Here is a 25894-nt window from a genome sequence, read left to right as displayed (position 1 = left end):
GCATGACCGTATCCTCCCCCCTGAAGGTCAGCGTGCTCGGCGCGACCGGCTCCATCGGGCGCAGCACCCTGGACGTGCTGGCGCGTCATCCCGAGCGCTACCGGCTGCACGCGGTGACTGCTCAGCGCTCCCGCGAGGCGCTGCGCGACCTGTGTCTGGCGTGGTCGCCGGCGCGTGCGGTGATCGGCAGCGCCGCGGACGCCGAGTGGCTGCGCGCCGAACTGGGCGCTGCCGGCCATGTCGCCACCGAGGTGAGCAGCGGCGAGCAGGCGCTGATCGAGGTCGCCGGTGATCCCGATGCCGACGTGGTAATGGCGGCGATCGTCGGCGCCGCGGGACTGCTGCCGACGCTGGCGGCGGTGGAGGCGGGCAAGCGCGTGCTGCTCGCCAACAAGGAAGCGCTGGTGATGTCCGGCAGTCTGTTCATGCAGGCGGTGGCGCGCGCCGGGGCGACACTTTTACCGATCGATTCGGAACATAATGCGATCTATCAGTGTCTTCCTATGCAGCATCGCGGCGGGCTCGAGCGCCTTGGCGTCTCGCGCCTGCTGCTGACCGCCTCCGGTGGCCCGTTCCGCGAGTGGGCCAGTGCCGACCTGGCCGAGGTGACGCCGGCCCAGGCTTGCGCTCACCCCAACTGGTCGATGGGGCAGAAGATTTCGGTCGACAGCGCCACCCTGATGAACAAGGGGCTGGAGCTGATCGAGGCGTGCTGGTTGTTCGATGCCACCCCGGCCCAGGTCGAGGTGGTGGTGCACCCCCAGAGCATCGTCCATTCGATGGTGGGCTACAGCGACGGCTCGGTGTTGGCGCAGTTGGGGAATCCCGACATGCGTACGCCGATCGCCTACGGACTGGCCTGGCCCGAGCGTATCGATGCCGGGGTCGCAGCGCTCGATCTGTTCACGGTCGGGCGGCTCGACTTCGAGCCGCCCGACGAGCAGCGCTTTCCCTGCCTGCGCCTGGCGCGCCAGGCGATGGCGGCGGGCGGCACCGCGCCGGCGGTGCTCAACGCCGCCAACGAGGTCGCAGTGCAGGCGTTTCTCGCCGGCCGGCTGTCGTTTCCGGGGATCGCCAGGGTGGTAGCGGCGACCCTCGAGGCGCTCGAGGTGCACGCGGCCGATTCGCTCGACGTGATAATGTGCGAGGATGCACGCGCCCGGCGTACCGCCGAGGCGCTGCTGCAACAACGATCCGGCTGACCGGATCCTTCTAGAGGGGGCGGGCGTGATGGATGCGCTCCAGAATGTGCTGGCCGTCATCGTCGTGCTCGGCCTGTTGATCACCTTTCACGAGTTCGGCCACTTCTGGGTCGCGCGTCGCTGCGGGGTCAAGGTGCTGCGCTTTTCGGTCGGTTTCGGCAAGCCGCTGTGGTCGCGCCGCGATCGCCATGGCACCGAGTTCGCGCTGGCCGCGATTCCGCTCGGCGGCTACGTCAAGATGCTCGACGAGCGCGAGGGGCCGGTGGACCCGGCCGAGCGCGAGCACGCCTTCAATCGCAAGAGCGTGTGGGCGCGGATCGCTATCGTCGCCGCCGGCCCGATCGCCAATCTGCTGCTGGCGGTGGTCGCCTACTGGGCGCTGTTCGTCTACGGCACGACCACGGTGGCACCGGTGGTGGGCGAGGTGGTGCCCGGGTCGCCGGCGGCCGAGGGCGGGCTGCGTCAGGGCCAGGAGATCGTCAGCGTGCAGGGCGAGTCGACGCCCTCCTGGAACGACGTCAATCTGCAGCTGATTGCGGCGATCGGCGCCGATGGGGTGCTGAGCGTGACCACCCGTGAACGCGCCGAAGGCCCGACCCATGTCCATCGCGTGCCGGTCAGCGGCTGGCTGGTGCGCCAGGATCCGCCGCAGCCGCTGGCCACCCTCGGCGTGGTGCCGTTCCGGCCCACCGCGCCGGCGGTGCTGGGGCAGGTGCTCGAGAACGGCCCGGCGGCCAAGGCCGGGCTCCAGGCCGGCGACCGCCTGCTGCGCGTCGACGGGCATGAGCTCGACGACTGGACGGGCTTCGTCGACGCGGTGCGCGCACACCCGGGCCGGCCGCTGCAGGTGACCCTGTCGCGGGGTGGCGAGACGCGCACCCTGACCCTCACCCCGGCGGTTCGCGAGGGTGAGGATGGCGAGCGCATCGGCTATGTCGGCGCGGCTTCCGAGCGCGTCACCTGGCCGGCGGAGTATCGCCGTGAGATTCGTTACGGGCCACTGGCCGCGGTCGGTCAGGCGCTCGAGAAGACCGGCGAGATGACCTGGCTCACTGCCGATTCGATCCGCAAGATGGTAGTGGGCTGGATTTCGCCCTCGAATCTCTCCGGGCCGATCACCATCGCGCGTATCGCCGGCGACTCGGCGCGCAGCGGGGTCGAGACCTTCGTCGGCTTCCTCGCCTACCTGTCGATCAGCCTGGGGGTGCTCAACCTGCTGCCGATCCCGGTGCTCGATGGCGGTCATCTGGTCTACTACCTGATCGAGCTGGTGCGCGGGCGGCCGGTGTCGGAGAATGCCCAGGCCATGGGGCTCAAGATCGGCGTGGCGCTGGTCGGCTGTCTGATGGTAATGGCCCTCTATTTCGATCTGATGCGGCTCTAGCAGGCAGGGCTGTGCCCGCCGAGGGATGACGACGGGCGGCGAAGGAAAGACCTCGGTGATCGGCGGGCCTGGCCTTGTCAGTCACTGGGGGAAATGTATAAGGTGCCTGTTCGATACGCGGGCGGACCCCAGAGAAGCGACTGATTGCATGAAACTCAAGACCATCGGATTGGCAGGACTGTTGCTGGCCAGCTCGCCTGTGGCGCTGGCTGCACCATTCGAGATTTCGGATATTCGCGTGGAGGGGCTGCAGCGCGTTTCGGCGGCATCGGTATTCAACGCCTTTCCCGTCAGCGCCGACCAGCGGGTCGACGATCAGCAACTGGGCGACGCCGCGCAGAAACTGTTCCAGACCGGGCTTTTCGACGACATCCGTCTCTCGCGCGACGGCGACGTCCTGATCATCAACGTGGTCGAGCGTCCCTCGATCGCCGAGATCAACATCGAGGGCAACTCGCAGATATCCGACGACGACCTGCGCAAGGGGCTGCGTGACGCCGGCATCGCCGAAGGGCAGGTGCTGCAGCGCTCCACTCTCGAGGAGATGCAGCGCGAACTCGAGCGCCTCTATCAGTCTCAGGGCCGTTACAGCTCCAACATCGAGACCTCGGTCGAGCAGCTCGAGCGCAACCGCGTACGCGTCAATATCAATATCAACGAGGGTGAAGTCGCCAAGATTCGCCAGATCAACGTGGTCGGCAATCAGGCCTACGACGACGATACCCTGCGCGATCTGTTCAAGCTGGAGGACAAGCCGGGCTGGTTCTTCGGCTGGTTCTCCGACGACAAGTACTCCCGCGAGGCGCTCTCCGGTGACCTGGAGACGCTGCGCTCCTGGTATCTCGATCGCGGCTACGTCAACTTCCGCATCACCTCGACCCAGGTCTCGATCAGCCCCGACAAGTCGCGCATCTTCGTTACCATCAACGTCGACGAGGGCAAGCGCTACAAGCTCGACCAGATCCGTTTCGACGGCGATCTCAAGATGGACGAGTCGGTGGCGCGCTCGCTGGTGACCGCCAAGCCCGGCGAGTATTTCTCCCAGAGCAAGCTCACCGCCTCCTCCGAGGCGCTGCGCCAGAAGCTCGGCGCCGAGGGCTTCGCCTTCGCCGACATCAAGGCGGTGCCCACGGTGCACGAGAGCAGCGACACCGTCGACGTGACCTTCCGCGTCGATCCGGGCCGTCGCGCCTACGTGCGTCGGATCAACTTCGAGGGCAACACCACCACCCAGGACGAGGTGCTGCGCCGCGAGATGGTGCAGATGGAAGGGGCGCCGGCCTCCACCGACCAGATCTCGCAGTCGCGTCAGCGGCTCGAGCGGCTCGGTTTCTTCAAGCAGGTCGACGTCGACACCCGTCCGGTCGCCGGCGAGCCGGACCAGCTCGATGTCACCTACAACGTCCAAGAGCAGCCCTCCGGGTCGATTTCGGCCAGCGTCGGCTTCTCCCAGAGCGCCGGGGTGATCTATGGCGCGGCACTGGCCCAGAACAACTTCCTGGGGACCGGCAACCGCGTCAACATCGGCGCCCAGCGCAGTGACACCTTCACCAATATCAACTTCGGCTATACCGATCCGTACTGGACGCTGGATGGTATCTCGCGCGGCTACAACGTCTTCTACCGCGAGACCAACTACGAAGACTCCGACATCTCGACCTACTCCACCGACTCCTACGGCGGCAACATCAACTTCGGCTATCCGATCAACGATCTGTCGCGGTTGAACTTCGGTGTCGGCCTCGAAAGTCTGTCGATCGATACCTACGACGACACCCCGGCCGAGATCGTGCAGTACGTCGATGACCAGGGTTCGGACTTCCTCAACTACAAGCTGACCGCGAGCTGGACCCGCAACAACCTGAACCGGGGCATCATGCCCACCGCGGGCAGCTATCAGCGCGTCTCGCTGGAGACCGCGGTGCCCGGCTCCGACGCCGAGTACTACAAGCTGCGCTATCGTGGCCAGAAACTGTTCGAGCTCAACCCGGACTGGTCGCTCAAGTTCAGCAGCAACCTGGGCTACGCCGACACTCTGGGCTCCAACGACCCCTATCCGTTCTACGAGAACTTCTACGCCGGCGGCTTGGGCTCGGTGCGCGGTTACACCGGCAACACGCTGGGACCGAAGACCACCAAGCGCGGCAATGGCGATGACGATACCCTGGGCGGCAACGTGCTGGTCGAGGGCTCGGCGGAGCTGATCTACCCGTTCCCGTGGGTCGAAGATCGGCGCTCGCTGCAGACCAGTATCTTCCTGGACGGGGGCAACACCTTCCTGACCGACTGCTACGACGTGCCCGAGGGCATGACCTCCAGCTGCAAGAGCGGCGTCGACCTGGGCGATCTGCGCTACAGCGTCGGCCTGGGGCTCTCCTGGCTGACGCCGGTGGGGCCGCTGACCTTCAGCGTGGCCAAGCCGCTCAACGAGAAGGATGGCGACGACCCGCAGGTATTCCAGTTCTCGCTGGGTCAGACCTTCTGACGGGAGGCTTTCGCCGATCGACGCCCCCGGTGGCGCCCCGTAACGGGCGCCGCCAGGGGGCAGGGCGACTCCCGCGAAGCGCCACGGCAGTCTCTGCCGGGGCGAGATGTACCAAGCTCCACTCATCAAGCTCCATTCATCGAGAGCGTAGGCTCAAGGAGGCGCGGATGCGCAAGGTAATAGGTGCCCTCGGGCTAGGGCTCATGACGATGGTTTCCCTGCCGGCGATGGCCACCGACGTTGGCGTGCTCGACTGGCGCCAGGCGCTGATGTCCTCACAGTCGGCACAGGCATCGATGAACCAGCTGAAGAATCGCATCGGGCCGCAGCAGAAGCAGGCCGAGGCGCTCGGTCAGCAGCTGCAGCAGCTGCAGGAGAAGCTGCAGAAGAACGGTGACGTGATGTCCGAGTCCGAGCGCAACTCGGTGACGCAGCAGCTGCGTCAGAAGGGCAGCCAGTTCCAGCAGCTGCGCGGCCAGATCGCCCAGGCTCAGCAGCAGGCCGAACAGCAGTATCTGAAGAGCGCCAAGCCCAAGCTCGACCAGGCAATCCAGCGTGTGGTCAAGCAGCGTGGGCTCGACATGGTCGTGGATCGCGACGCGGTGGTCTACTCCGGCGACAGCCTGGACATCACCAACGAAGTGACCAAGATCTTCAACTCACTCAACTGACGATCGAGAACGGCCCCCGTTCATGAAGAGTGCTGCCCCCGCTTCCTACACGCTCGGCGAACTCGCCGAGCGCATCGAGGCTCGTCTGGTCGGTGATCCCGACCTCCGCGTCAGCGGCCTGGCGACCCTGACCGATGCCGCTCCGGGCGATCTGGCGTTTCTCGCCAATCGCGCCTATCTCAAGTATCTGGCCGATACCCGGGCCAGTGCGGTGCTGGTGCACCCGGCCCACGGCGAGACCTGCCCGTGCCCGCGCCTGGAGCTCGACAATCCCTATCTGGGCTACGCGAAGCTGTCGCGGCTGTTCGACCCGCTGACCAACCGCGACCCGCAGGGCGTCCACCCCAGCGCGGTGGTCTCCCCCGATGCGGTGATCGGGGCGCGGGTCGAGATCGGCGCGCACTGCGTGATCGAGGCCGGGGTCGAGATCGCCGATGACTGCGTGATCGGTGCCGGCAGCTTCATCGGTGCCGACACTACCCTGGGCCAGGGCTCGCGTCTGCACGCCAATGTCACCCTCTATCACGGCGTCAGCGTGGGACAGCGGGCGATTCTCCACAGCGGCTGCGTGATCGGCGGCGATGGCTTCGGCTTCGCCCACGACGGCGCCCACTGGGAGAAGATCGCTCAGCTCGGTGGAGTGTGTCTGGGGGACGACGTCGAGGTGGGCAGCTGTTCGAGCATCGACCGCGGCGCGCTGGGTGACACCCTGATCGGTAACGGGGTCAAGATCGACTCCCAGGTGCAGATCGCCCACAACGTGCAGATCGGCGATCACAGCGCGCTGGCCGGTTGTGTCGGCATCGCCGGCTCGACCAAGGTCGGCCGTCACTGTCTGCTGGGCGGCGGGGTGGGGCTCTCGGGCCATCTGACCCTGGCCGACGGGGTCCAGGTGACGGGCATGAGTCTGGTCACCAATTCGATTCTCGAGCCGGGTGTCTACTCCTCCGGCACGGGCTCGATGTCGAATAGTCAGTGGCGCAAGAACGCGGTACGCTTCAAGCAGTTGGACGAGATCGCCAAGCGTCTGACACGACTCGAGCGTGGCCGACGCGATGCGTGAACGGGGGCAGAACGGCAACCGGCGCGGGGGTGAAAGACTGGCAGCCATGTAGTGCGCCTGTATAATGCCCGCCCACATGGGTGAACGCCGCTTTACCTCCGTGTGCCTGCCTTTATGGCAGGCATTTCGTTATTTCAGAGGTCGTATTGATGATAATGGACATCAACCAGATTCGTGAGTATCTACCGCATCGTTATCCGTTTCTGCTGGTAGATCGCGTGATGGAGATCACGCTGGGCGAATCGATCGTGGCGTACAAGAACGTCAGCATCAACGAACCCTTCTTCAACGGCCACTTCCCCCATCATCCGATCATGCCGGGTGTGCTGATCATCGAGGCACTGGCCCAGGCCTGCGGTATCCTCGGCTTCAAGACGGTCAACAAGTTGCCCGCCGACGGTTACGTCTACTACCTCGTGGGCAGCGACAACATGCGCTTCAAGCGCCCGGTGATGCCGGGCGACCAGCTCAAGCTCGAAGCCGACGTGATCAAGGGCAAGCGCGGCATCTGGAAGTTCGCCTGTCGCGCCAGCGTCGACGGCGAGCTGGCCTGCGAGGGCGAAATCATCTGTGCCGAGAGGAAAATCGCTTGATTCATCCCACCGCCATCGTCGATCCCTCTGCGCGTCTGGCCGCTGACGTCGAGGTCGGCCCGTACAGTGTGATCGGTCCCGATGTCGAGATCGATGCGGGCTGCGTGATCGGCCCGCACGTGGTGATCAAGGGGCCGACACGCCTGGGCCAGCGCAATCGCATCTTCCAGTTCGCCTCCGTGGGCGAGGAGTGCCAGGACAAGAAGTACGCCGGTGAACCCACCCGCCTGGAGGTGGGTGACGACAACGTCATCCGCGAGAGCGTGACCATCCACCGTGGCACGATGCAGGATCGTGGCGTCACCACCATCGGCAGCCGCAATCTGTTCATGGCCTACTCCCACGTCGGCCACGACTGCCTGATCGGCGACGACTGCATCCTGGCCAACCAGGCCACCCTGGCCGGCCACGTCACCCTGGGGAACCACTCCATCCTGGGCGGGCTGTCGGCGATCCACCAGTTCTGCCACATGGGCGAGCACGCCATGGTCGGCGGTTGCTCGGCGATCACCAAGGATATCCCGGCCTTCATCATGGTCAGCGGCAACCCGGCCGCGCCCCACGGGCTCAATTCGATCGGACTCAAGCGCCGTGGCTTCTCCGCCGAGGCGATCAAGGCCCTCGGTGAGGGGTACCGGCTGGTCTACCGCAAGGGGCTGACCCTGGAGCAGGCGATCGCCGAGATCGAGAGCCGCTTCGCGCTCGAGGAGACCCAGCGCTTCGTCGATTCGCTCAAGGTCTCCCAGCGCGGCATCATCCGCTAGCCGGTCCGGGGGCAGGATGCGTGTCTATCTGGTGGCCGGCGAACTCTCCGGCGACATCCTCGGTGCCGGGCTGATGCAGGCGCTGCGTCAGCGCCGCCCCGACGTCGAGTTCCGCGGCATCGGCGGCCCGCGCATGCAGGCCCAGGGGCTCGAGTCCCTCTATCCGCTGGAGACTCTGTCGGTGATGGGGCTGGTCGAGGTGCTCAAGCACCTGCCGGGGCTGATCAAGGTGCGCCGCCATCTGAAGCGCGATGCACTCGCCTGGCGGCCCGACGTGATGATCGGCATCGACGCCCCGGACTTCAATCTCGGCCTCGAGCTTCAGCTGCGCCAACGCGGCATCCGCACCGCCCACTATGTCAGCCCCTCGGTCTGGGCCTGGCGTCAGGGCCGGGTCAAGAAGATCGCGCGGGCGGTCGATGCCATGCTCACCTTTCTGCCGTTCGAGGCCGCGTTCTACGCCGAGCATCGGGTGCCGGTGGCCTATGTCGGCCATCCGCTGGCCGACGAGCTGCCGCTGGTCAACGATCGCGGCGCCGCGCGCGAGGCGCTGGGGCTCGACCCGGTCACGCCGACCCTGGCGCTGCTGCCTGGTTCGCGCAGCAACGAGGTGCGCTTCCAGGGCGAGATCTTCCTGCGCGCCGCCGCCGCGTTGCGCGAGCGCTTGGGTGAGTTGCAGGTGGTGATCCCCGCGGCCTCGCCGCAGCGTCGGCGCGAGCTCGAGGCACTGCTCGAACGTTTTCCGCCGCTGGCCGACCGGGTCACGCTCTGCGATGGCCGCTCGCGCGAGGCGATGACCGCCGCCGACGCGGTGCTGCTGACGTCGGGCACCGCGGCGCTGGAGACCATGCTGTGTCACCGTGCCATGGTGGTCGCCTATCGCATGGCGCCGGCCACTTACTGGCTGGCTCAGCGGTTGGTCAAGACACGCTGGATCTCGCTGCCCAATCTGATCGCCCAGGAGGGGCTGGTGCCGGAGCTGATTCAGGACGCGGTCGATGCCGAGCGCCTGGTCGAGACACTGACGCCCTGGTTCGAGGAGAGTGCCCGGCGTGAGGCGCTGGAGACGCGCTTCGCCGAGCTGCATGCCGGACTGCAACGCGGTGCCAGCGAGCGCGCCGCCAGTGCGGTGCTCGAACTGGTCGAGCAGGGTGCGCTCAGCGTCACCGCCACCTCCGCCTGAGAGACCAGCCATGCCCGCCAAGCGCGCCCCCCGGACCTATCCCGAACTGGTGATCGACTACCATGGCGAGCGTCTCGCCGGCGTCGACGAAGTCGGTCGCGGCCCGCTGGTGGGCGCGGTGGTGGCGGCCGCGGTGATCCTCGATCCGGCGCGCCCCATCGATGGGCTGACCGACTCCAAGCGGTTGAGTGCGGCCCGTCGCGAGGCGCTGGATCTACGCATCCGCGAGCAGGCGCTGGCGTTCGCGGTGGCCGAGGCCTCGCCGGAGGAGATCGACCAGCTCAATATCTATCACGCCACGCATCTGGCGATGCGCCGCGCCATCGATGCGCTGCCGCTGGCGGCGGAGTATCTGCTGGTCGACGGCAACCGCCTGCCGGGCCACGTCTGTCCGGGGCAGGCGGTGGTCAAGGGCGATCTGCGCCACCCCGCGATCAGCGCCGCGTCGATTCTGGCCAAGGTGGCACGCGACGCCCAGATGACCGAGCTGGATGCGCGTCATCCCGAGTATGGCTTCGCCCGCCACAAGGGCTACCCCACCCGCGAGCACCTGGATGCGCTCGTCCGCTGGGGGCCGCTCGCGGCGCATCGGCGCTCGTTCGCCCCGGTACGCGAGCAGCTGGCACTGTTCTCCTGACCCTTGGCCGGTCCTATTCCCGGGAGTCTCTGCTTGCCCGGGGCCAAGCTGGTATCCTGTCGCGGTCACTCATTCGCCGCCCGATCTCGAGTTCGTCATGACTACACCTTTCGTTCATCTCCGTGTTCACAGCGAGTACTCCCTGGTCGACGGCCTGGTTCGCCTCAAGCCGCTGATCAATGCCAGCGTGGAGGCCGGCATGCCGGCCGTGGCGGTCACCGACGACACCAACCTGTTTGGCCTGGTGAAGGTCTACAAGGCGGCCCAGGGGGCCGGCCTGAAGCCGGTCATCGGCGCCGACTTCTGGCTCCACAACGCCCACGACGAGAGCCACCCCTACCGGCTCACGCTGCTGGCGATGAACGACACCGGCTACCGCAATCTGACCGAGCTGATCTCGCGCGCCTGGACCGACGGCCAGCGCCAGAACCAGGCGATCCTCGACAAGCAGTGGGTGTTCGAACAGAGCGAAGGGCTGATCGCGCTCTCCGGGGCGCGCGAGGGCGAGATCGGGCGCTTTCTGATCGCCGAGCACGTCGATACCGCGCGCACCCTGCTGGCGGAGTGGAACCAGCACTTCCCCGGGCGCTTCTATCTCGAGCTGCAGCGCACCGGGCGGCAGTACGACGAGGAGTGCGTCTACCACTCCGTGCGCCTGGCCAGCGAGACCGGTACCCCGGTGGTGGCCACCAACGACGTGCGCTTCCTCGCCCGCGAGGACTTCTGGGCCCACGAGACCCGAGTCTCGATCGGCGAGGGCAAGGCGCTGGAGGATCCGCGGCGCGAGCGCAAGTACACCGAGGAGCAGTATCTCAAGACCCCGGAGGAGATGGCGGCGCTGTTCGCCGATATCCCCGAGGCGCTGGAGAACAGTGTGCTGATCGCGGCGCGCTGCAACGCCACGGTGCGCCTGGGGGAGATCTTCCTGCCGGAGTATCCGATTCCCGAGGGCATGACCCAGGACACCTTCTTCCGCAAGATCTCCCATGACGGTCTCAGCCAGCGCCTGCAGCAGCTGTTCGAGGGCGACAACCCGATCTATCCCGGCCGCGTGCTCGCCGAGTACGAGCCCGAGTACCGCAAGCGCCTCGACTTCGAACTCGACATCATTCTCAAGATGGGCTTCCCCGGCTACTTCCTGATCGTGATGGACTTCATTCAGTGGGCCAAGGACAACGACATCCCGGTGGGGCCGGGGCGTGGTTCCGGGGCCGGCTCGCTGGTCGCCTACGCGCTCAAGATCACCGATCTCGATCCGCTGGAGTACGACCTGCTGTTCGAGCGCTTCCTCAACCCCGAGCGTGTCTCGATGCCCGACTTCGATGTCGACTTCTGCATGGAGAAGCGCGACCGGGTGATCGACTACGTGGCCGACCGCTACGGCCGCAACGCGGTATCGCAGATCGTCACCTTCGGCACCATGGCGGCCAAGGCGGTGGTGCGCGACGTGGCACGCGCCCAGGGCAAGCCCTACTCGATGGGCGACAAGCTCTCCAAGCTGATCCCGTTCGAGGTCGGCATGACCCTGGCCAAGGCGATCGAGCAGGAGCCGCAGCTCAAGGAGTACCTCGAGTTCGACGAGGAGGCCGCCGAGATCTGGGAGATGGCGCTCAAGCTCGAGGGCATCACCCGCGGTACCGGCAAGCACGCCGGCGGGGTGGTGATCGCGCCGACCAAGCTCACCGACTTCTCGCCGCTGCTGTGCGAGCCGGACGGCTCCGGGCTGGTGGTGCAGTTCGACAAGAACGATGTCGAGGACGCTGGGCTGGTCAAGTTCGACTTCCTCGGCCTGCGCACGCTCACCATCATCGACTGGGCGCTGGAGATGGTCGATGTGGTGCGCGGCCGCGAGGGCCAGGGGCCGCTGGATATCGGCACCATCCCGCTCGACGACAAGCCGACCTTCGACATGCTCAAGAAGGCCGAGACCACGGCGGTGTTCCAGCTCGAATCCCGCGGCATGAAGGAGCTGATCAAGCGCCTGCAGCCCGACTCGCTGGAGGACATGATCGCCCTCGTCGCACTGTTCCGCCCGGGGCCGCTGCAGTCGGGCATGGTGGATGACTTCATCAACCGTAAGCACGGCCGTGCCGAGCTGGCCTATCCCCACCCGGACTACCAGCACGAGTTATTGAAGCCGGTTCTCGAACCCACCTACGGCATCATCCTCTACCAGGAGCAGGTGATGCAGATCGCCCAGGTCCTGGCCGGCTACACCCTGGGGCAGGCGGACATGCTGCGCCGCGCCATGGGCAAGAAGAAGCCGGAGGAGATGGCCAAGCAGCGCGCCGGCTTCATGGAGGGGTGTGCCAACAACGGCATCGATGCCGACCTCGCCGGCAACCTGTTCGACCTGGTGGAGAAGTTCGCCGGCTACGGCTTCAACAAGTCACACTCGGCGGCTTACGGGCTGGTCTCCTATCAGACCGCCTGGCTCAAGGCGCACTACCCGGGGCCGTTCATGGCCGCGGTGCTCTCCACTGAGATGGACAACCTCGACAAGGTGGTGCCGCTGATCGAGGAGTGTCGCCATATCGGACTGACGGTGACCCCGCCGGACGTCAATGTCGGCGCCTACAAGTTCACCGTCGATGACAACGCCCGGGTGGTCTATGGCCTGGGGGCGATCCGCGGCGTGGGCGAGGGCCCGATCGCGGCGATCGTCGAGGCTCGTCAGGCCGAAGGGCCGTTCACCGATCTGTTCGACTTCTGCCGCCGCATCGACGGCAAGCGCATGAACAAGCGCACCCTCGAGGCGCTGATCCGCTCCGGCGCGCTCGACAACCTGGGGCCGTCGCGGGCGGTGATGGCGGCCTCGCTGGACGCCGCACTCAAGGCCGCGTCGCAGAACCAGACCAACCAGAATCTGGGCATGATCGACATGTTCGGCGAGGCCTTCGTCGATACCGCCGATGGCGACGTCTATGCCGACTATCGTCACGCCCGCGACTGGAGCGACAAGGAGCGCCTGGCCGGTGAGAAGGATACCCTCGGGCTCTATCTCACCGGCCACCCGATCGACGAGTACGAGCACGAGCTCAAGCGCTTCGTGGCCACCCGGATCGTCGATCTCAAGCCGTCGCGGGAGCCGCAGCGCGTGGCCGGGCTGGTGGTGGCGATGCGTACCATGAAATCCAAGCGCGGCGACACCATGGCCTTCGTCACCCTCGACGACCGCACCGGGCGCATCGAGGCGTCGCTGTTCGGCGAACTGTTCGATCAGGTGCGCGGCCAGCTCAACGCCGACCAGGTGCTGATCATCGAGGGCGAAGTCTCCAGCGACGACTACTCCGGCGGTCTGCGTCTGCGCAGCAAGGAGGTCACGCTGATGGCGGACGCCCGCGCCCGCTTCGGCGAAGCGATCGAGCTCAGCGTCGACGGCGCGCGTCTCAACGGCCGCTTCTCGCGCTCGCTCCACGACAGCCTGACGCCGTGGCTGAGTGAGCGCGGGCTGCCGGTGCGGGTGCGCTATCGCAACGCCAGTGCCAGCGGCTGCTTCGAGCTCGCCGAGGCGTGGCGGGTATCGCCCAGCGATGAGCTGATCACCGCGCTGCGCGACGTCGAGGGCCACGAATCGGTCGCCCTGCGCTACCGCGGCGGTTGACGGCGGTTGCTAACACTCGTGAGGGTGCGATAATGACGCGTTTTCGCCGCAGCGTACGCCGCACGCTTCAGGTTGCCAGGACATCACAGTAGACGCCCTATGAATCCCAACTATCTGGACTTTGAACAGCCGATTGCCGAACTTCAGGCCAAGATCGAAGAACTGCGCCTGGTCGGGAACGACAGCCGCATCAGCCTGAGCGACGAGATCGGCAAGCTCGAAGAGAAGAGCCGCAAGCTCACCGAGCAGATCTTCCGTGACCTGACCGCCTGGCAGGTGACGCAGCTGTCGCGGCATCCGCAGCGCCCCTATACGCTGGACTATCTCGACAGCATCTTCACCGAGTTCGACGAGCTGCACGGTGACCGCAACTTCGCCGACGACGCCGCCCTGGTCGGCGGCGTGGCGCGGCTCGATGGCAAGCCGGTGATGGTGATCGGTCATCAGAAGGGGCGCGACGTCAAGGAGAAGGTGCGCCGCAACTTCGGCATGCCGCGCCCGGAAGGCTACCGCAAGGCGTGCCGTCTGATGGAGATGGCCGAGCGCTTCAAGATGCCGGTGCTGACCTTCATCGACACCCCGGGTGCCTATCCGGGGATCGACGCCGAGGAGCGCGGCCAGTCGGAAGCGATCGCCTACAACCTGGCAGTGATGTCGCGGCTCAAGACGCCGATCATCGCCACCGTGATCGGTGAGGGCGGTTCCGGCGGGGCGCTGGCCATCGGCGTCTGCGACGAGCTGCAGATGCTGCAGTACTCCACCTACTCGGTCATCTCCCCCGAAGGCTGCGCCTCGATTCTGTGGAAGAGCGCCGAGAAAGCCTCCGAAGCGGCCCATGCGATGGGGATCACCGCCGAGCGGCTGAAGGAGCTGGGCTTCGTCGATACCCTGATCGACGAGCCGCTGGGCGGCGCCCACCGTCAGCCCCAGAAGACCGCGGAGAGCGTGCGCGAGGCGCTGCTCGGCAGCCTCGACCGGCTGCAGGGGATGGACACCGACGCGCTGCTGGCGCGCCGCTATGAGCGCCTGATGTCCTACGGCGCCCCGCAGTAAGATCACGCCTGGCCGCGTCACGCTCTCCTTTGCCGAGACGCGCTCAGGAGGTCCACCGGTGGCCGACTCTCTCTCCTCTGTCGACGTTCTCGATGCCCTCATCACTGAAGCCCTGGCGCCACTGGCCCCGGGGCGACGGCTGTGGGTGGCGCTCTCCGGCGGTCTCGATTCGTCACTGCTGCTGAACCGGGCGGCGCCGGCGGCGCGCGCGCGCGGTATGGCGCTGCAGGCGATCCATGTCGACCACGGCCTGCAGCCCGCGGCGACGACCTTCGTGGATCACTGCCGGGCACTGTGTGCGGCACTCGAGGTGCCGCTGAGCGTGGTGCCGGTCACGGTGACGCCGGCAGGGCAGGGGCTCGAAGCGGCTGCGCGGGAGGCACGCTATGCCGCGTTCGCCGCCACCCTGGCGCCGGGCGACGTGCTGTGGCTGGCCCAGCATGCTGACGATCAGCTCGAAACCTTCCTGCTCGCCGCGCTGCGCGGCAGCGGCGTGACCGGGCTCGCCGGGATGCCGTTGCGGCGGCACTGGCGAGGCCTCGAGATCGTGCGTCCCTGGCTCGGCGAGGCGCGGACGACGCTGCGTGCCGCTGCCGAGCAGTGTGATCTCGCCTGGTGCGAAGACCCCACCAATCAAGCACTCCAGCAAGATCGCAACTTCCTGCGCCATCGGGTCGCGCCGTCGCTGGCCGAGCGCTGGCCTGGGGCGGCCGCGGCGGTGGGGCGCAGTACCGCCTGGCTGGCGGAGGCGGATGAACTGCTCGCCGAGCTGGCCGAGAGCGATCTCGCCCGCGCCGGTGGCGACCCGGGGTGTCTACCGCTGGTATCGCTGATGACGCTGAGCCCCGCGCGCCAGCGTCTGCTGGTGCGTCACGCCCTGGCCCGCCTGGCGCTGCCGACACCGCCCGCGGCGCGCCTGGCCGAACTGCGGCGACAGTGGCAGGCCGGCCACGATCGCGCGGTCAGGGTCGTCTGGCCAGGGGCTGAGGCGCGGGTATGGCGCGGGTCGCTCTATCTGCTGGCGATGCTGACACCGGTGGACCCACAGTGGTGCGCCAACTGGGATGGCCGCGGGGCGCTGGCCACGCCCTGGGGAACCTACCGCTACCAGTTAATGCCCACTGCCGACGCCGCCGGCGGCAGCGTGGGTGAGACAGATCGCGCCGGGGCGGCAGATAGCACCGCGGTTGCGCTGCGGGTGACCCTGCGCCGCGGCGGCGAGCGCCTGTGCCTGGCCTCGCGCGGTCATCGCGACGTCAAGCGGCTGCTGCAGGAGGCGGGCCTGCCGCCGTGGGTGCGGGAACGGGTGCCGCTGGTGTGGCACGGCGAGACGTTGGTGGCGGTGCTTGGGGTGGCGAGCGCCACGGGCTGGCAGCAGATGCCGCTGCCCGCGACCGCATGAGCGAACGCGATCTCGCGAGCGCGCGGCGCTACTCGTTGTAGCGCAGCGTCAGCCCGACGCTGCGCTGATAGCTGGCTTCCTCTTCGAGGTCGTTGAGCACAAGTGGGTGCAGGCGCGCCGCCGGTAGCGTCAGCGTCAGGGTCTCGCCCTGGGCGTCGAGCTGGAAGTCGTCGACTGCCTGCTCCGGTCGCGAGTGGTTGAGCAGTACCGCCAGGCGCAGCAGTCGGGCCAGCCGGGCGTAGGCCGGGCGCGTCGCCTCGGGCAGTGCCTCGAGCTCCTTGTGCGGAAACTTGCGCCGGTGGGCGCGTACCAGGAACGCCAGCGCCTGCTGCTCCGGACGCGAGAAACCGGGCATGTCGGAGTACTCCAGCAGATAGGCGCCGTGGCGATGGAACTGGCTGTGCGAGATGGCCAGGCCGATCTCGCACAGGCGTGCCGCCCAGGCCAGGAACAGGCGCTGCTCGGCGTTGAGTCCCCACGCCTTGCGCACCTGATCGAAGGCGTGCAGCGCGCTGCGTTCGACGTTGTCGGCGTGAGTCAGATCGACGCTGTAGCGGCGCATCATCTGTTCGACGCTGTGGCGGCGCGAATCCTCCGGCGTGTTGCGCCCGACCAGATCATAGAGCACCCCTTCGCGCAGGGCGCCGTCGGAGTAGCGCATGCGTTCGAGATCGAAGGCCTCGAACACCGCGCAGAGAATCGCGATCCCGGCCGGGAACACCCGCGCCCGATCCTCCTTGAGCCCCTCCATGGCGACCTTGTCCAGGTGGCCGCAATTGATCAGCCGCTTGCGCAGTGCCAGCAGCGCGTCCCGCTCGATGACCCCGGCATCGCCCTCGCCGTTGGCGGCGATGACCGCGGCCGCGGCCTTGATCGTGCCGCTGGAGCCGATCGGGTCCTGCCAGCCCAGACGGCGGTAGCCATTCTGGATGTTGGCGAGCTCGGAAAGCGCCGCCATCTCGGCGCGGCGGAAGCGTTTCTCGCTGATGTCGCCGTTGGCGAAGAAGGCGCCGGTATAGGCGACGCAGCCCATGTGCAGGCTCTCCAGCGCCTGGGGCTCGAAATCCTCGCCGATGATGAACTCGGTGGAGCCGCCGCCGATGTCGACGATCAGCCGCCGGCCGTGCACTTCGGCCAAAGCGTGGGCGGCACCCAGATAGATCAGGCGCGCCTCCTCGCGGCCGCCGATGATCTCTATCGGATGGCCGATCAGCGCCTCGGCGCGTTCGATCAGGGCGTGGGCATTGTGGGCGGCGCGCAGGGCGTTGGTACCCACGATACGCAGGTCGCCCGGCGCGACCTCGGCGAGGAAGGGGGCAAAGCGCTCGAGACAGCCCAGGGCGCGCTCCATCGCTGCCGGGGTAAAGTTCTCGTCGGCATCCAGGCCGGCGGCGAGCTGCACCTTCTCGCCCATCTTGGCGACCACCTGCAGACGGCCATCCTGATAGTTGGCGACCAGCAGGTGGAAACTGTTGGAGCCGAGATCGATGGCTGCCAGGCGACGGGTGGTCTCGGGGGCGGTCGGCTTCCCGCTCATGGCGTGGCGTCCTCGACGGCGAACTGAACAAGGCGCGGGACGTCGCTGTCGGCGCCCTCGGGGCCGGCCGCCGGCGTCCCGCGGCGGAAAAAGGTGAGTGCAAGGTTGCGTTGCCCTCTCGGGCTTGTCAATCGGCGCGCCGCTCTGCATGCTGCGTTCAGAGACCCCCTTCAGGCAGGCAGTCATGACGCAGAGACTCAAGCTCGACGGCGACACCTTCGACGCCTGGCGCGAGCGTCCCGGCGGGGCGCGGCTGGCGGTGTTCGTGGCCGCCTGGTGTGAACCCTGCGAAAGCCTGCTGGCAACGCTCGCGACGAGCGGCGACGGGTTGCCGCTCGACCAGCCGGTGGGGGTGGTCGACGTCGACCGTGAGCCAGTCCTGGCCGAGCGCTACGGGGTACGTGGCACGCCCACGCTGACGCTGTTCGTCAACGGCGAGGCGCGCACTTCGCGGGTGGGGGCGCTCTCCCGGAGCCAGCTCGCGCAGCTTTGCGACGAGGCTGCGCGGAGCTGAACGCCGTGCGGCATCTGCCACCATCGAATGACTTGCGTTCGCCGGACAGCTTGTCTACCATCGGGACGTTCGCCTGTTCCGAATGCTTCTCGACCGCCTCGCGGTCCCCCAAGTCGTCAGTCACCCCAGTTCCGATCACCGGATCGACATTGCGTCTTTCGGACGACCGTCCGAGAGATCACAGGCGAATCGAACCGCTCTCCCGGCATCTTTGGCCAACCGGTCTATCAACGTCACGGTGACCGGCCATCCAGACGAACAGCCCGGCTTCTGGGACGACTGAACGCGCCGCGCGGCGTATGCATTGACCGCCTCTTGTCCTTTCTTTCTTCATCCGGCAACCGCCATTGCCTGCGACACGAGCCATTTCTGACCGAACTCATGAATCTAACCGAACTCAAGCAAAAATCCGTTCCTGAGCTGCTGGATATCGCCCGGGAAATGGGCATCGATAATCTTGCCCGTTCGCGCAAGCAGGACATCATCTTCGCGATCCTGAAGAAGCACGCCAAGAGCGGTGAAGATATCTATGGAGATGGGGTTCTGGAGATTCTCCAGGACGGTTTCGGTTTCCTGCGCAGCGCCGACTCTTCGTATCTCGCCGGCCCGGACGATATCTACGTCTCGCCGTCGCAGATCCGGCGCTTCAACCTGCGCAAGGGCGACTCCATCTCCGGCAAGATCCGGCCGCCGAAAGAGGGTGAGCGCTATTTCGCGCTGCTCAAGGTCAACGAGATCAATTTCGACAAGCCGGAAAACGCCAAGCACAAGATCCTGTTCGAGAACCTGACGCCGCTGTTCCCGCAGGAGCGGCTGGTGATGGAGATCGGCAACGGCTCCACCGAGGACATCACCGCCCGTGTGATCGACCTCACCGCACCGATCGGCAAGGGCCAGCGTGGTCTGATCGTGTCGCCGCCCAAGGCGGGTAAGACACTGATGCTGCAGAACATCGCCACCTCGATCACGCGCAACAACCCCGAGTGCCACATGATCGTGCTGCTGATCGACGAGCGCCCGGAAGAGGTGACCGAGATGTCGCGCACCGTGCGCGGCGAGGTGGTGGCGTCTACCTTCGACGAGCCTCCGGCACGCCACGTGCAGGTCGCCGAGATGGTGATCGAGAAGGCCAAGCGCCTGGTCGAGCACAAGAAGGACGTGGTCATTCTGCTCGACTCCATCACCCGCCTGGCGCGCGCCTACAACACCGTGGTGCCCTCCTCCGGCAAGGTGCTCACCGGTGGTGTCGACGCCCACGCGCTGGAGAAGCCCAAGCGCTTCTTCGGGGCTGCGCGTAACATCGAAGAGGGCGGCAGCCTGACCATCATCGCCACGGCGCTGGTGGACACCGGCTCCAAGATGGACGAGGTGATCTTCGAGGAGTTCAAGGGGACCGGCAACATGGAGGCGCACCTCGACCGCAAGCTGGCCGAGCGCCGCGTCTACCCGGCCCTCAATATCCGCCGCTCCGGTACCCGGCGCGAGGATCTGATCGCCTCCGAGGATGAGATGCAGCGCATGTGGATCCTGCGCAAGCTGCTCAATCCGATGGACGACGTGGCGGCCACCGAGTTCCTGATCGATCGGTTGAAAGATACCAAGACCAATCTGGAATTCTTCGAGGCCATGAAGCGCAGATAACATCGGTCTGCGCTCGGCATTACGGTGTTGAACGCCGACTCGCCATGCTCATGACGCAAGTACACGCCGTTGGCTCGTCGTCCGCCTTGCCATCGCTCGATCCGATACCAGGCCGCGAGGGGTCGGTATTGGGACATTGAGCAGAGATGCAATGAAAGGGCAGCATGTTATGCTGCCCTTTTTGCGTTCTTGACCAGCAGGATGCGGGCAACAGCATGAAATATCACGATTTGCGCGACTTCATCGCGGCGCTGGAAGCGCGCGGCGAGCTCAAGCGCGTCAGCGTCGAGGTGGATCCCTACCTCGAGATCACCGAGATCTGCGACCGCACCCTGCGCGCCGGCGGGCCGGCGCTGTTGTTCGAGAACGTCAAGGGCAGCCGCATGCCGGTGCTGGGCAATCTGTTCGGCACCCCGCAGCGGGTCGCCTTCGGCATGGGCCAGGAGAGCGTCGAGGCGCTGCGCGAGGTGGGCAAGCTGCTCGCCTTCCTCAAGGAGCCGGACCCGCCCAAGGGGCTGCGTGACGCCTGGGACAAACTGCCGATCTTCAAGCAGGTCATGAGCATGGGGCCGAAGACGCGGCGCTCGGCGCCGTGCCAGGAGGTGGTGCTCGAGGGCGATGCGGTGGATCTCGATCAGCTGCCGATTCAGCACTGCTGGCCGGGGGACGTGGCGCCGCTGGTGACCTGGGCGCTGGTGGTGACCAAGGGGCCGCACAAGTCGCGCCAGAACCTGGGGATCTACCGCCAGCAGAAGCTGGGGCGCAACCGGCTGATCATGCGCTGGCTCTCCCACCGCGGCGGGGCGCTCGATTTCCGCGAATGGCAGCAGGCGCATCCCGGTGAGCCGTTCCCGGTGGCGGTGGCCCTGGGCGCCGATCCGGCGACCATTCTCGGCGCGGTGACCCCGGTGCCCGACACCCTCTCCGAGTACGCCTTCGCCGGGCTGCTCAGAGGCTCGCGCACCGAGCTGGTCAAGTGCGGTCACGCCGATCTGGAGGTGCCGGCCTCCAGCGAGATCGTGCTCGAGGGCTACATCTACCCCGACGACATGGCGCCGGAGGGGCCGTTTGGTGACCACACCGGCTACTACAACGAGGTCGAGCAGTTCCCGGTCTTCACCGTCGAGCGGCTGACCCATCGCCGCGATCCGATCTATCATTCGACCTATACCGGGCGTCCGCCGGACGAGCCGGCGATTCTGGGGCTGGCACTCAACGAGGTGTTCGTGCCGATCCTGCGCAAGCAGTTCCCGGAGATCGTCGACTTCTATCTGCCGCCGGAGGGGTGCTCCTACCGCATGGCGGTGGTGACCATGAAGAAGCAGTATCCGGGGCACGCCAAGCGGGTGATGATGGGGGTGTGGAGCTTCCTGCGTCAGTTCATGTACACCAAGTTCGTGATCGTCCTCGACGACGACGTCGACGCGCGCAACTGGGAGGACGTGATCTGGGCCATCACCACGCGCATGGACCCGGCGCGGGATACGGTGATGGTGGAGAACACCCCGATCGACTATCTCGATTTCGCCTCGCCGACCGCAGGGCTGGGGTCCAAGATGGGCCTGGATGCCACCAACAAGTGGCCCGGAGAGACCACCCGCGAGTGGGGCGAGCCGATCGTCATGGATCCGGCAGTCAAGACGCGGGTCGACGCGCGCTGGGACGAGTACGGGATCGATATCGCGCCACCCGCGGCGCGTGCGGGCAAGACGCCCGACGCCTGAGGTCGGGGTTCGGCGTCGACGCCGAGGCGGCGCCCCGACCAAGGCACAGGGCCTGCAGGCAAGCAGTGGGCAGTCGAACAATCGGCATTCGAACAGTGGGCATGCGAACAGAGAGGTGAACATGACGGTCAGAACCCTGACCTGCCAGGTGGAATCGGTCGAGGATCTGACTCCCGACGTGTTCCGGGTGATGCTCGAGGGGCGGGCCGAGGCGATCGCCCACGCCCCGGGCCAGTATCTGGAGCTGGCGGTGGACGACGACACCTGGGTGCCGTTCTCGATCGCCTGTGCCGAGAACGGCGAAGGGCGCCTGGAACTGCATATCCAGCACTGGCCCGAGCGTACGCACTCCTCGCGCCTGCGCGAGATGCTGACCCACCGTGCGCGGCTCTCGGTACGGCTGCCCCATGGTGAGTGCACGCTGCCGGCGCAGAGCAGCGCGCCGCTGCTGCTGATCGGTGCCGGTACCGGCTTTGCCCAGTTGAAGGCGATCGCCGAGGCCGCGCTGGCGGAGAATCCCACGCGTGCGCTGTCGCTGTGGTGGGCGGTGCGCGAGCGCCGCGATCTCTACGCCGAGAGCCTTGCCCGGGCCTGGGCCAGCGACCATCCCAACGTCAATTTCCACGCCGTGGTGGAGAATCTCGATAACGCGCCCGAGACGCTCAGCGGGGTGACCTGGCACGCCGGGCGTATCGATGCGGTGCTGGCCGCCGAGATCCAGACCCTCGACGGCGTCGAGATCTATCTGGCCGGCTCTCCCGGCATGGTGTACGCCTGCGTCGACACCCTGGCGCCGCTGGGGCTGGTGGCCGAGCAGGTCCACTCCGACGTCTTCAGCTACGCCCCCCGCGTGCCCTTCCTGCCACTGCCGGAAGCCGACCCGGAGGCGGCGCCGCTCAGCCCCGGCGAGGAGAACGAGCGCCCGTGAGCCAGTCGCCGATCCTGATCACCGGCGGCGCCCAGCGCCTGGGCCTGCACTGCGCCGAGCGCCTGCTCGACGATGGCCATCCGGTGATCGTCACTTACCGCCGCGAGCGCGAGGCGGTGGCGGCGCTGCGTGCCCGCGGCGTGCTCACCCTGCAGGCAGACTTCGCTACCCGCGCCGGGACCGAAGATTTCATCGCCAGGCTCAAGGCGCAGGTGAGCAGCCTGCGCGCGGTGGTGCACAACGCCAGCGAATGGCTGGCAGACCCCGGCCCCGAGGCCGCGGGGGAGACCTTCGAGCGGCTGTTTCAGGTGCACATGCAGGCGCCGTATCTGATCAACCTGGCGGTGCGCGAGCTGCTCGAGGCGTGTCAGGAGCCGCAGCGCGACATCGTCCATATCACCGACAGCGTGGTGCGCCGCGGAGCCGCCGAGCAGGCCGCCTACGCCGCCAGCAAGGCCGGGCTGGAGAGTCTGACACTCTCCTTCGCCGCGCGTTTCGCCCCGCATATCCAGGTCAACGCCATCGCCCCGGGACTGGTGATGCTCGGCGAGGCCACGCACCCCAACCGACGGGTGCCGGGCCCCGGGGTGATCTATCAGACCCTGCGCTATCTGCTCGACAACGACTATGTCACCGGTACCGTGATGGTGGTGGATGGCGGGGAGTCCCTGGGCGCGGACTAAGCGTACGCACGATCGTCGCCCGGCGGCGTGTCGTGACTCCCGGCGCGCCGCCGCGCATTTCTGCTGTGCCGTTCGGACCGCCCCTAGAGCGAGAATGGCTCGCTGCGCATCGGCACCAGCTTGCCGTGATCGAGCATGGTCCCGCTGGGCTTGCCCGCCGGAGCGCCGCTGCGCGGCTCCAGGCTGACCGCCAGGTCGGCGCTGCGCAACTGGGCGCGCATCGGTTCGGGCAAGCGCATGCTTTTCTGCCCGCTGCTCGGCAGCATGCCCAGCGATACCGGCTTGCCGTTGTCCATCATCCACAGCTCGCACGCCATGCCCGCCGGCATCGGGCCCGGGGCCAGGGTCTGGATGCGCATCTCGCCGCTGTCGGAAGCGCTGACCAGCCAGCCCGGACGGCCACCCTCGGCGTTGGCGACGAACACATAGTCGCCATCCATCATTGGCGGCGCGGGGGCGGCGATCAGCAGTGCCGCCAATGCCAGGGCGGCCAGGGTGGAGAGGGCGCTGATCCCCTGCCACAGCCCCAGACGCCGCCACCAGCGGCGCTCCAGCCCGGCCCGGGCGGCGATCTGCGGCCATAGCGCGGCGGGTGGCTCGACCGGTGTCAGCCGGGCGTTGAACGACTGCAGCCGCTCGCGCCACGCCGCGACACTCTGCTGCAGGTCGGGGCTGACCGCGAGCAGCGCCTCGAACTCGGCCTGTTGGCGCCGTGTCAGGGTCCCCAGCACGTACTCACCGGCCGCCAGCTCGCGGGCCTCGGGATCGCTCAAGCGAAGCGTGTCATGCATGACTTCAACCTCTCCAGCCCGCGGCGGACCCAGCTCTTGACCGTGCCCAGCGGTGCCGTCAGCTGCTGGGCGAGCTCGTGATGCGTCATGCCTTCGAAATAGGCCAGCTCCAGCGCCTGGCGCTGCTGCGGCGTGAGCTCGTCGAGGCAGGCATTGAGCGAGTCTGCCTGGCCCGCGATATCGCTGGCGTGCTCGATGTCATCCTCGCTGGGCAGCGCTTCGATCAGGGCCTCGCTGTCCGGCGCCTGCGGTCGCTGGCGGCGTAGCCAGTCGATGCCGGCGTTGCGTGCCAGCGTCGACAGCCAGGTCATCGGCTGGGCGCGGCTCGCGTCATAACGGCCAGCGGCCTGCCACACGCGCAGATAGACCTGCTGCAGGCAGTCCTGCGCTGCTGCCTCCTGACGAACGATACGCAGCAGCTGCGCATAGAGATGCGGGCTGGTGGCACGATAGAGCTTGGCGAAGGCGCGGTCGTCGCCGCGGGCGCACGCGGCGAGCTGGCTGGCCAGCGTGTCGGGGGGCGGGTAGGTCATCGTTATCCTTTGATTTTTCTGGCGCGTGCGATCCCTGCCCGGGGTTTACCACAGATTCACGCACGGTGTCTTGCCCGCTCCGCCCGAGGCCCGTCCGCAGCGCGGTGCGGGACTCGCTCACACGCGGTGCTTGTCAAATGTCAGCGAGACGTTAGGATAGAGGCACGATCTACGCGAGAGAGCCCATGACCCCCAACCCCGCCATCCACGCTGCCGCTGTTGCCGATCTCTTCGGCAGTGTCGTCGCGTATGCGGGTTTTGGTTTCGGTTATGGCTATTGGTTTAGGACTGGCGTGCCCGTCGGTCGGTCGACATGACCTGAACCCGCGAGGCACGCCCCACCAGGGCTGCCTTCCGCGTATCGAGAACCCCCGGAGCAGCCCTCCGGGGGTTCTCGCGTTTCAGGCCCCAACCCTGGAATGAGATGATGATGAACGCCGTGACATCTGCCCTGAAGCCCGCCGCCGAGAGCGCCCCGCGCCGACGTGAACTGACCCTGCCCAGCGCCGCCGAGCTGCGCGCAGCGATCCCCCTGGAACCCATGCTGGCTGCCCGCGTCGCGCGTCAGCGCGAGGCCATCCGCGCGGTGCTCGACGGCCGCGACGAGCGCCTGCTGGTGGTGGTCGGCCCGTGCTCGATCCACGACCCCGACGCCGCGCTGGAGTACGCCGAGCGTCTGGCCGCGCTGCAGGCCAGCGTGGACGACCGCCTGCTGCTGGTGATGCGCGTCTACGTCGAGAAGCCGCGCACCACGGTGGGTTGGAAAGGGCTGGCCTACGACCCGCACCTGGATGGCAGCGACGATATGGCGGCGGGCCTGGCCAGCGCGCGCCGGCTGATGCGCGATATCTCCGCGCTGGGCCTGCCGGTGGCCACCGAGCTGCTGCAGCCGATGGCCGCGGCCTACTTCGATGATCTGCTGAGCTGGGTCGCGATCGGCGCGCGCACCACCGAGTCGCAGATCCACCGCGAGCTGGCCAGTGGGCTCGACGCCTGTGTCGGCTTCAAGAACGGCACCCAGGGCAATGTCGACGTGGCGGTGGCGGCGATGCAGTCGGCGGCGCATGCGCATCGCCACTTCGGAGTCACCGCCGAGGGCACGCCGGCGATGATCGAGACCCCCGGCAACCCCTTCACCCATCTGGTGCTGCGCGGCGGCCAGGCCGGACCCAATCACGATGCCGCCAGTATCGCCGCCAGTCGCCGTGCGCTGGAGCAGGCCGGGCTGACGCCGCGGCTGATGGTCGACTGCAGCCACGCCAATTCGCGCAAGGATCACCGCCGCCAGACCGAGGTGCTGCACAGCGTGGTCGACCAGCGTCTGGCCGGTGAGCATTCGCTGATGGGGGTGATGCTCGAAAGTCACCTCTTCGAGGGCAAGCAGCCGCTCAATCCGCCGGTGCTGCGCTACGGTGTCTCGATCACCGATGCCTGCCTGGGCTGGGAGACCACTGAGCAGCAGCTCATCCGGGCTGCCGAACGGCTACGCGGCTGACGAGCCT

21 protein-coding genes are annotated in these 25894 nt (G+C 67.2%); 18 read left to right on the top strand and 3 right to left on the bottom strand.

Going from position 1 to position 25894, the window contains the following annotated elements:
- Window positions 1–2: 2 nt before the first annotated feature.
- The 12 genes from ispC (at window position 3) to tilS (ending at window position 16041) form a co-directional block, all read left to right on the top strand.
- Window positions 3–1202 (top strand): 1-deoxy-D-xylulose-5-phosphate reductoisomerase, encoded by a 1200-nt coding sequence (ispC, locus tag DOM67_RS08410; protein WP_110675169.1) that lies wholly within the window; start codon window positions 3–5, stop codon window positions 1200–1202.
- A 28-nt stretch (window positions 1203–1230) separates the two neighbouring features.
- On the top strand, window positions 1231–2586 hold the full coding sequence (gene rseP / locus DOM67_RS08405; protein WP_110675168.1) for a sigma E protease regulator RseP: 1356 nt from the start codon (window positions 1231–1233) through the stop codon (window positions 2584–2586).
- A 148-nt stretch (window positions 2587–2734) separates the two neighbouring features.
- Entirely contained in the window at window positions 2735–5071 is a 2337-nt protein-coding gene (bamA, locus tag DOM67_RS08400) for an outer membrane protein assembly factor BamA (protein WP_232825184.1), read from the top strand.
- A gap of 203 nt (window positions 5072–5274) precedes the next feature.
- Window positions 5275–5742: an OmpH family outer membrane protein gene (locus tag DOM67_RS08395; RefSeq protein WP_232825183.1), complete on the top strand. Its 468-nt coding sequence runs from the start codon at window positions 5275–5277 to the stop codon at window positions 5740–5742.
- 22 nt (window positions 5743–5764) lie between these two features.
- A complete protein-coding gene (gene lpxD, locus DOM67_RS08390; RefSeq protein ID WP_110675166.1) occupies window positions 5765–6805 on the top strand; it encodes a UDP-3-O-(3-hydroxymyristoyl)glucosamine N-acyltransferase in 1041 nt (346 codons plus the stop codon).
- Window positions 6806–6954: 149 nt separating this feature from the next.
- Window positions 6955–7398: a 3-hydroxyacyl-ACP dehydratase FabZ gene (gene fabZ / locus DOM67_RS08385; protein ID WP_110675165.1), complete on the top strand. Its 444-nt coding sequence runs from the start codon at window positions 6955–6957 to the stop codon at window positions 7396–7398.
- Window positions 7395–8162, top strand: a complete 768-nt coding sequence (gene lpxA / locus DOM67_RS08380) for an acyl-ACP--UDP-N-acetylglucosamine O-acyltransferase (protein ID WP_110675164.1) — start codon at window positions 7395–7397, stop codon at window positions 8160–8162. The genes fabZ and lpxA overlap by 4 nt, the downstream gene beginning before the upstream one ends.
- A gap of 16 nt (window positions 8163–8178) precedes the next feature.
- On the top strand, window positions 8179–9345 hold the full coding sequence (lpxB, locus tag DOM67_RS08375; RefSeq protein ID WP_110675163.1) for a lipid-A-disaccharide synthase: 1167 nt from the start codon (window positions 8179–8181) through the stop codon (window positions 9343–9345).
- 10 nt (window positions 9346–9355) lie between these two features.
- Window positions 9356–9982 (top strand): ribonuclease HII, encoded by a 627-nt coding sequence (gene rnhB, locus DOM67_RS08370; RefSeq protein WP_110675162.1) that lies wholly within the window; start codon window positions 9356–9358, stop codon window positions 9980–9982.
- A gap of 97 nt (window positions 9983–10079) precedes the next feature.
- Entirely contained in the window at window positions 10080–13586 is a 3507-nt protein-coding gene (gene dnaE, locus DOM67_RS08365) for a DNA polymerase III subunit alpha (protein ID WP_110675161.1), read from the top strand.
- Between the two features lie 99 nt (window positions 13587–13685).
- A complete protein-coding gene (locus DOM67_RS08360) occupies window positions 13686–14639 on the top strand; it encodes an acetyl-CoA carboxylase carboxyltransferase subunit alpha (protein ID WP_110675160.1) in 954 nt (317 codons plus the stop codon).
- A 58-nt stretch (window positions 14640–14697) separates the two neighbouring features.
- Complete coding sequence (gene tilS / locus DOM67_RS08355) at window positions 14698–16041, top strand: tRNA lysidine(34) synthetase TilS (RefSeq protein ID WP_110675159.1); 1344 nt, start codon at window positions 14698–14700, stop codon at window positions 16039–16041.
- A gap of 28 nt (window positions 16042–16069) precedes the next feature.
- On the opposite strand, the gene DOM67_RS08350 is transcribed toward tilS, so the two are convergent.
- Window positions 16070–17578, bottom strand: a complete 1509-nt coding sequence (locus DOM67_RS08350; protein ID WP_110675158.1) for a Ppx/GppA phosphatase family protein — start codon at window positions 17576–17578, stop codon at window positions 16070–16072.
- Between the two features lie 184 nt (window positions 17579–17762).
- On the opposite strand from DOM67_RS08350, the gene DOM67_RS08345 reads away from it, so the two are divergent.
- The 5 genes from DOM67_RS08345 (at window position 17763) to folM (ending at window position 23068) form a co-directional block, all read left to right on the top strand.
- Window positions 17763–18092, top strand: a complete 330-nt coding sequence (locus DOM67_RS08345; RefSeq protein ID WP_157958814.1) for a thioredoxin domain-containing protein — start codon at window positions 17763–17765, stop codon at window positions 18090–18092.
- A 381-nt stretch (window positions 18093–18473) separates the two neighbouring features.
- A complete protein-coding gene (gene rho / locus DOM67_RS08340; protein WP_035472528.1) occupies window positions 18474–19733 on the top strand; it encodes a transcription termination factor Rho in 1260 nt (419 codons plus the stop codon).
- Between the two features lie 215 nt (window positions 19734–19948).
- Window positions 19949–21457 carry a 4-hydroxy-3-polyprenylbenzoate decarboxylase gene (gene ubiD / locus DOM67_RS08335; RefSeq protein ID WP_110675156.1) on the top strand — a complete coding sequence of 503 codons (1509 nt, stop codon included), beginning with the start codon at window positions 19949–19951 and terminating at the stop codon, window positions 21455–21457.
- A gap of 121 nt (window positions 21458–21578) precedes the next feature.
- Window positions 21579–22385, top strand: a complete 807-nt coding sequence (locus DOM67_RS08330; RefSeq protein WP_110675155.1) for an FAD-binding oxidoreductase — start codon at window positions 21579–21581, stop codon at window positions 22383–22385.
- Complete coding sequence (gene folM, locus DOM67_RS08325; protein WP_110675154.1) at window positions 22382–23068, top strand: dihydromonapterin reductase; 687 nt, start codon at window positions 22382–22384, stop codon at window positions 23066–23068. Before DOM67_RS08330 ends, folM begins: the two co-directional genes overlap by 4 nt.
- An 83-nt stretch (window positions 23069–23151) precedes the next feature.
- Here folM and DOM67_RS08320 read toward each other — a convergent pair whose 3' ends face one another.
- Together DOM67_RS08320 and DOM67_RS08315 are read right to left on the bottom strand one after the other, a co-directional pair.
- On the bottom strand, window positions 23152–23859 hold the full coding sequence (locus tag DOM67_RS08320; protein ID WP_110675153.1) for an anti-sigma factor: 708 nt from the start codon (window positions 23857–23859) through the stop codon (window positions 23152–23154).
- The gene (locus DOM67_RS08315) at window positions 23838–24392 is read right to left on the bottom strand and encodes a sigma-70 family RNA polymerase sigma factor (RefSeq protein WP_110675152.1); all 555 of its coding nucleotides are present in this window, start codon (window positions 24390–24392) and stop codon (window positions 23838–23840) included. Before DOM67_RS08315 ends, DOM67_RS08320 begins: the two co-directional genes overlap by 22 nt.
- Window positions 24393–24816: 424 nt before the next feature.
- On the opposite strand from DOM67_RS08315, the gene DOM67_RS08310 reads away from it, so the two are divergent.
- Window positions 24817–25887, top strand: coding sequence for a 3-deoxy-7-phosphoheptulonate synthase (locus DOM67_RS08310; protein WP_348627297.1), 1071 nt, complete (start codon window positions 24817–24819; stop codon window positions 25885–25887).
- Window positions 25888–25894 lie beyond the last annotated feature (7 nt).

Source organism: Salinicola sp. RZ23, from assembly GCF_003206675.1.
GTDB lineage: Bacteria > Pseudomonadota > Gammaproteobacteria > Pseudomonadales > Halomonadaceae > Salinicola > Salinicola endophyticus.
Note: the sequence above shows the minus strand (reverse complement) of the source record. Positions and strands in the feature narration are given on the sequence as shown.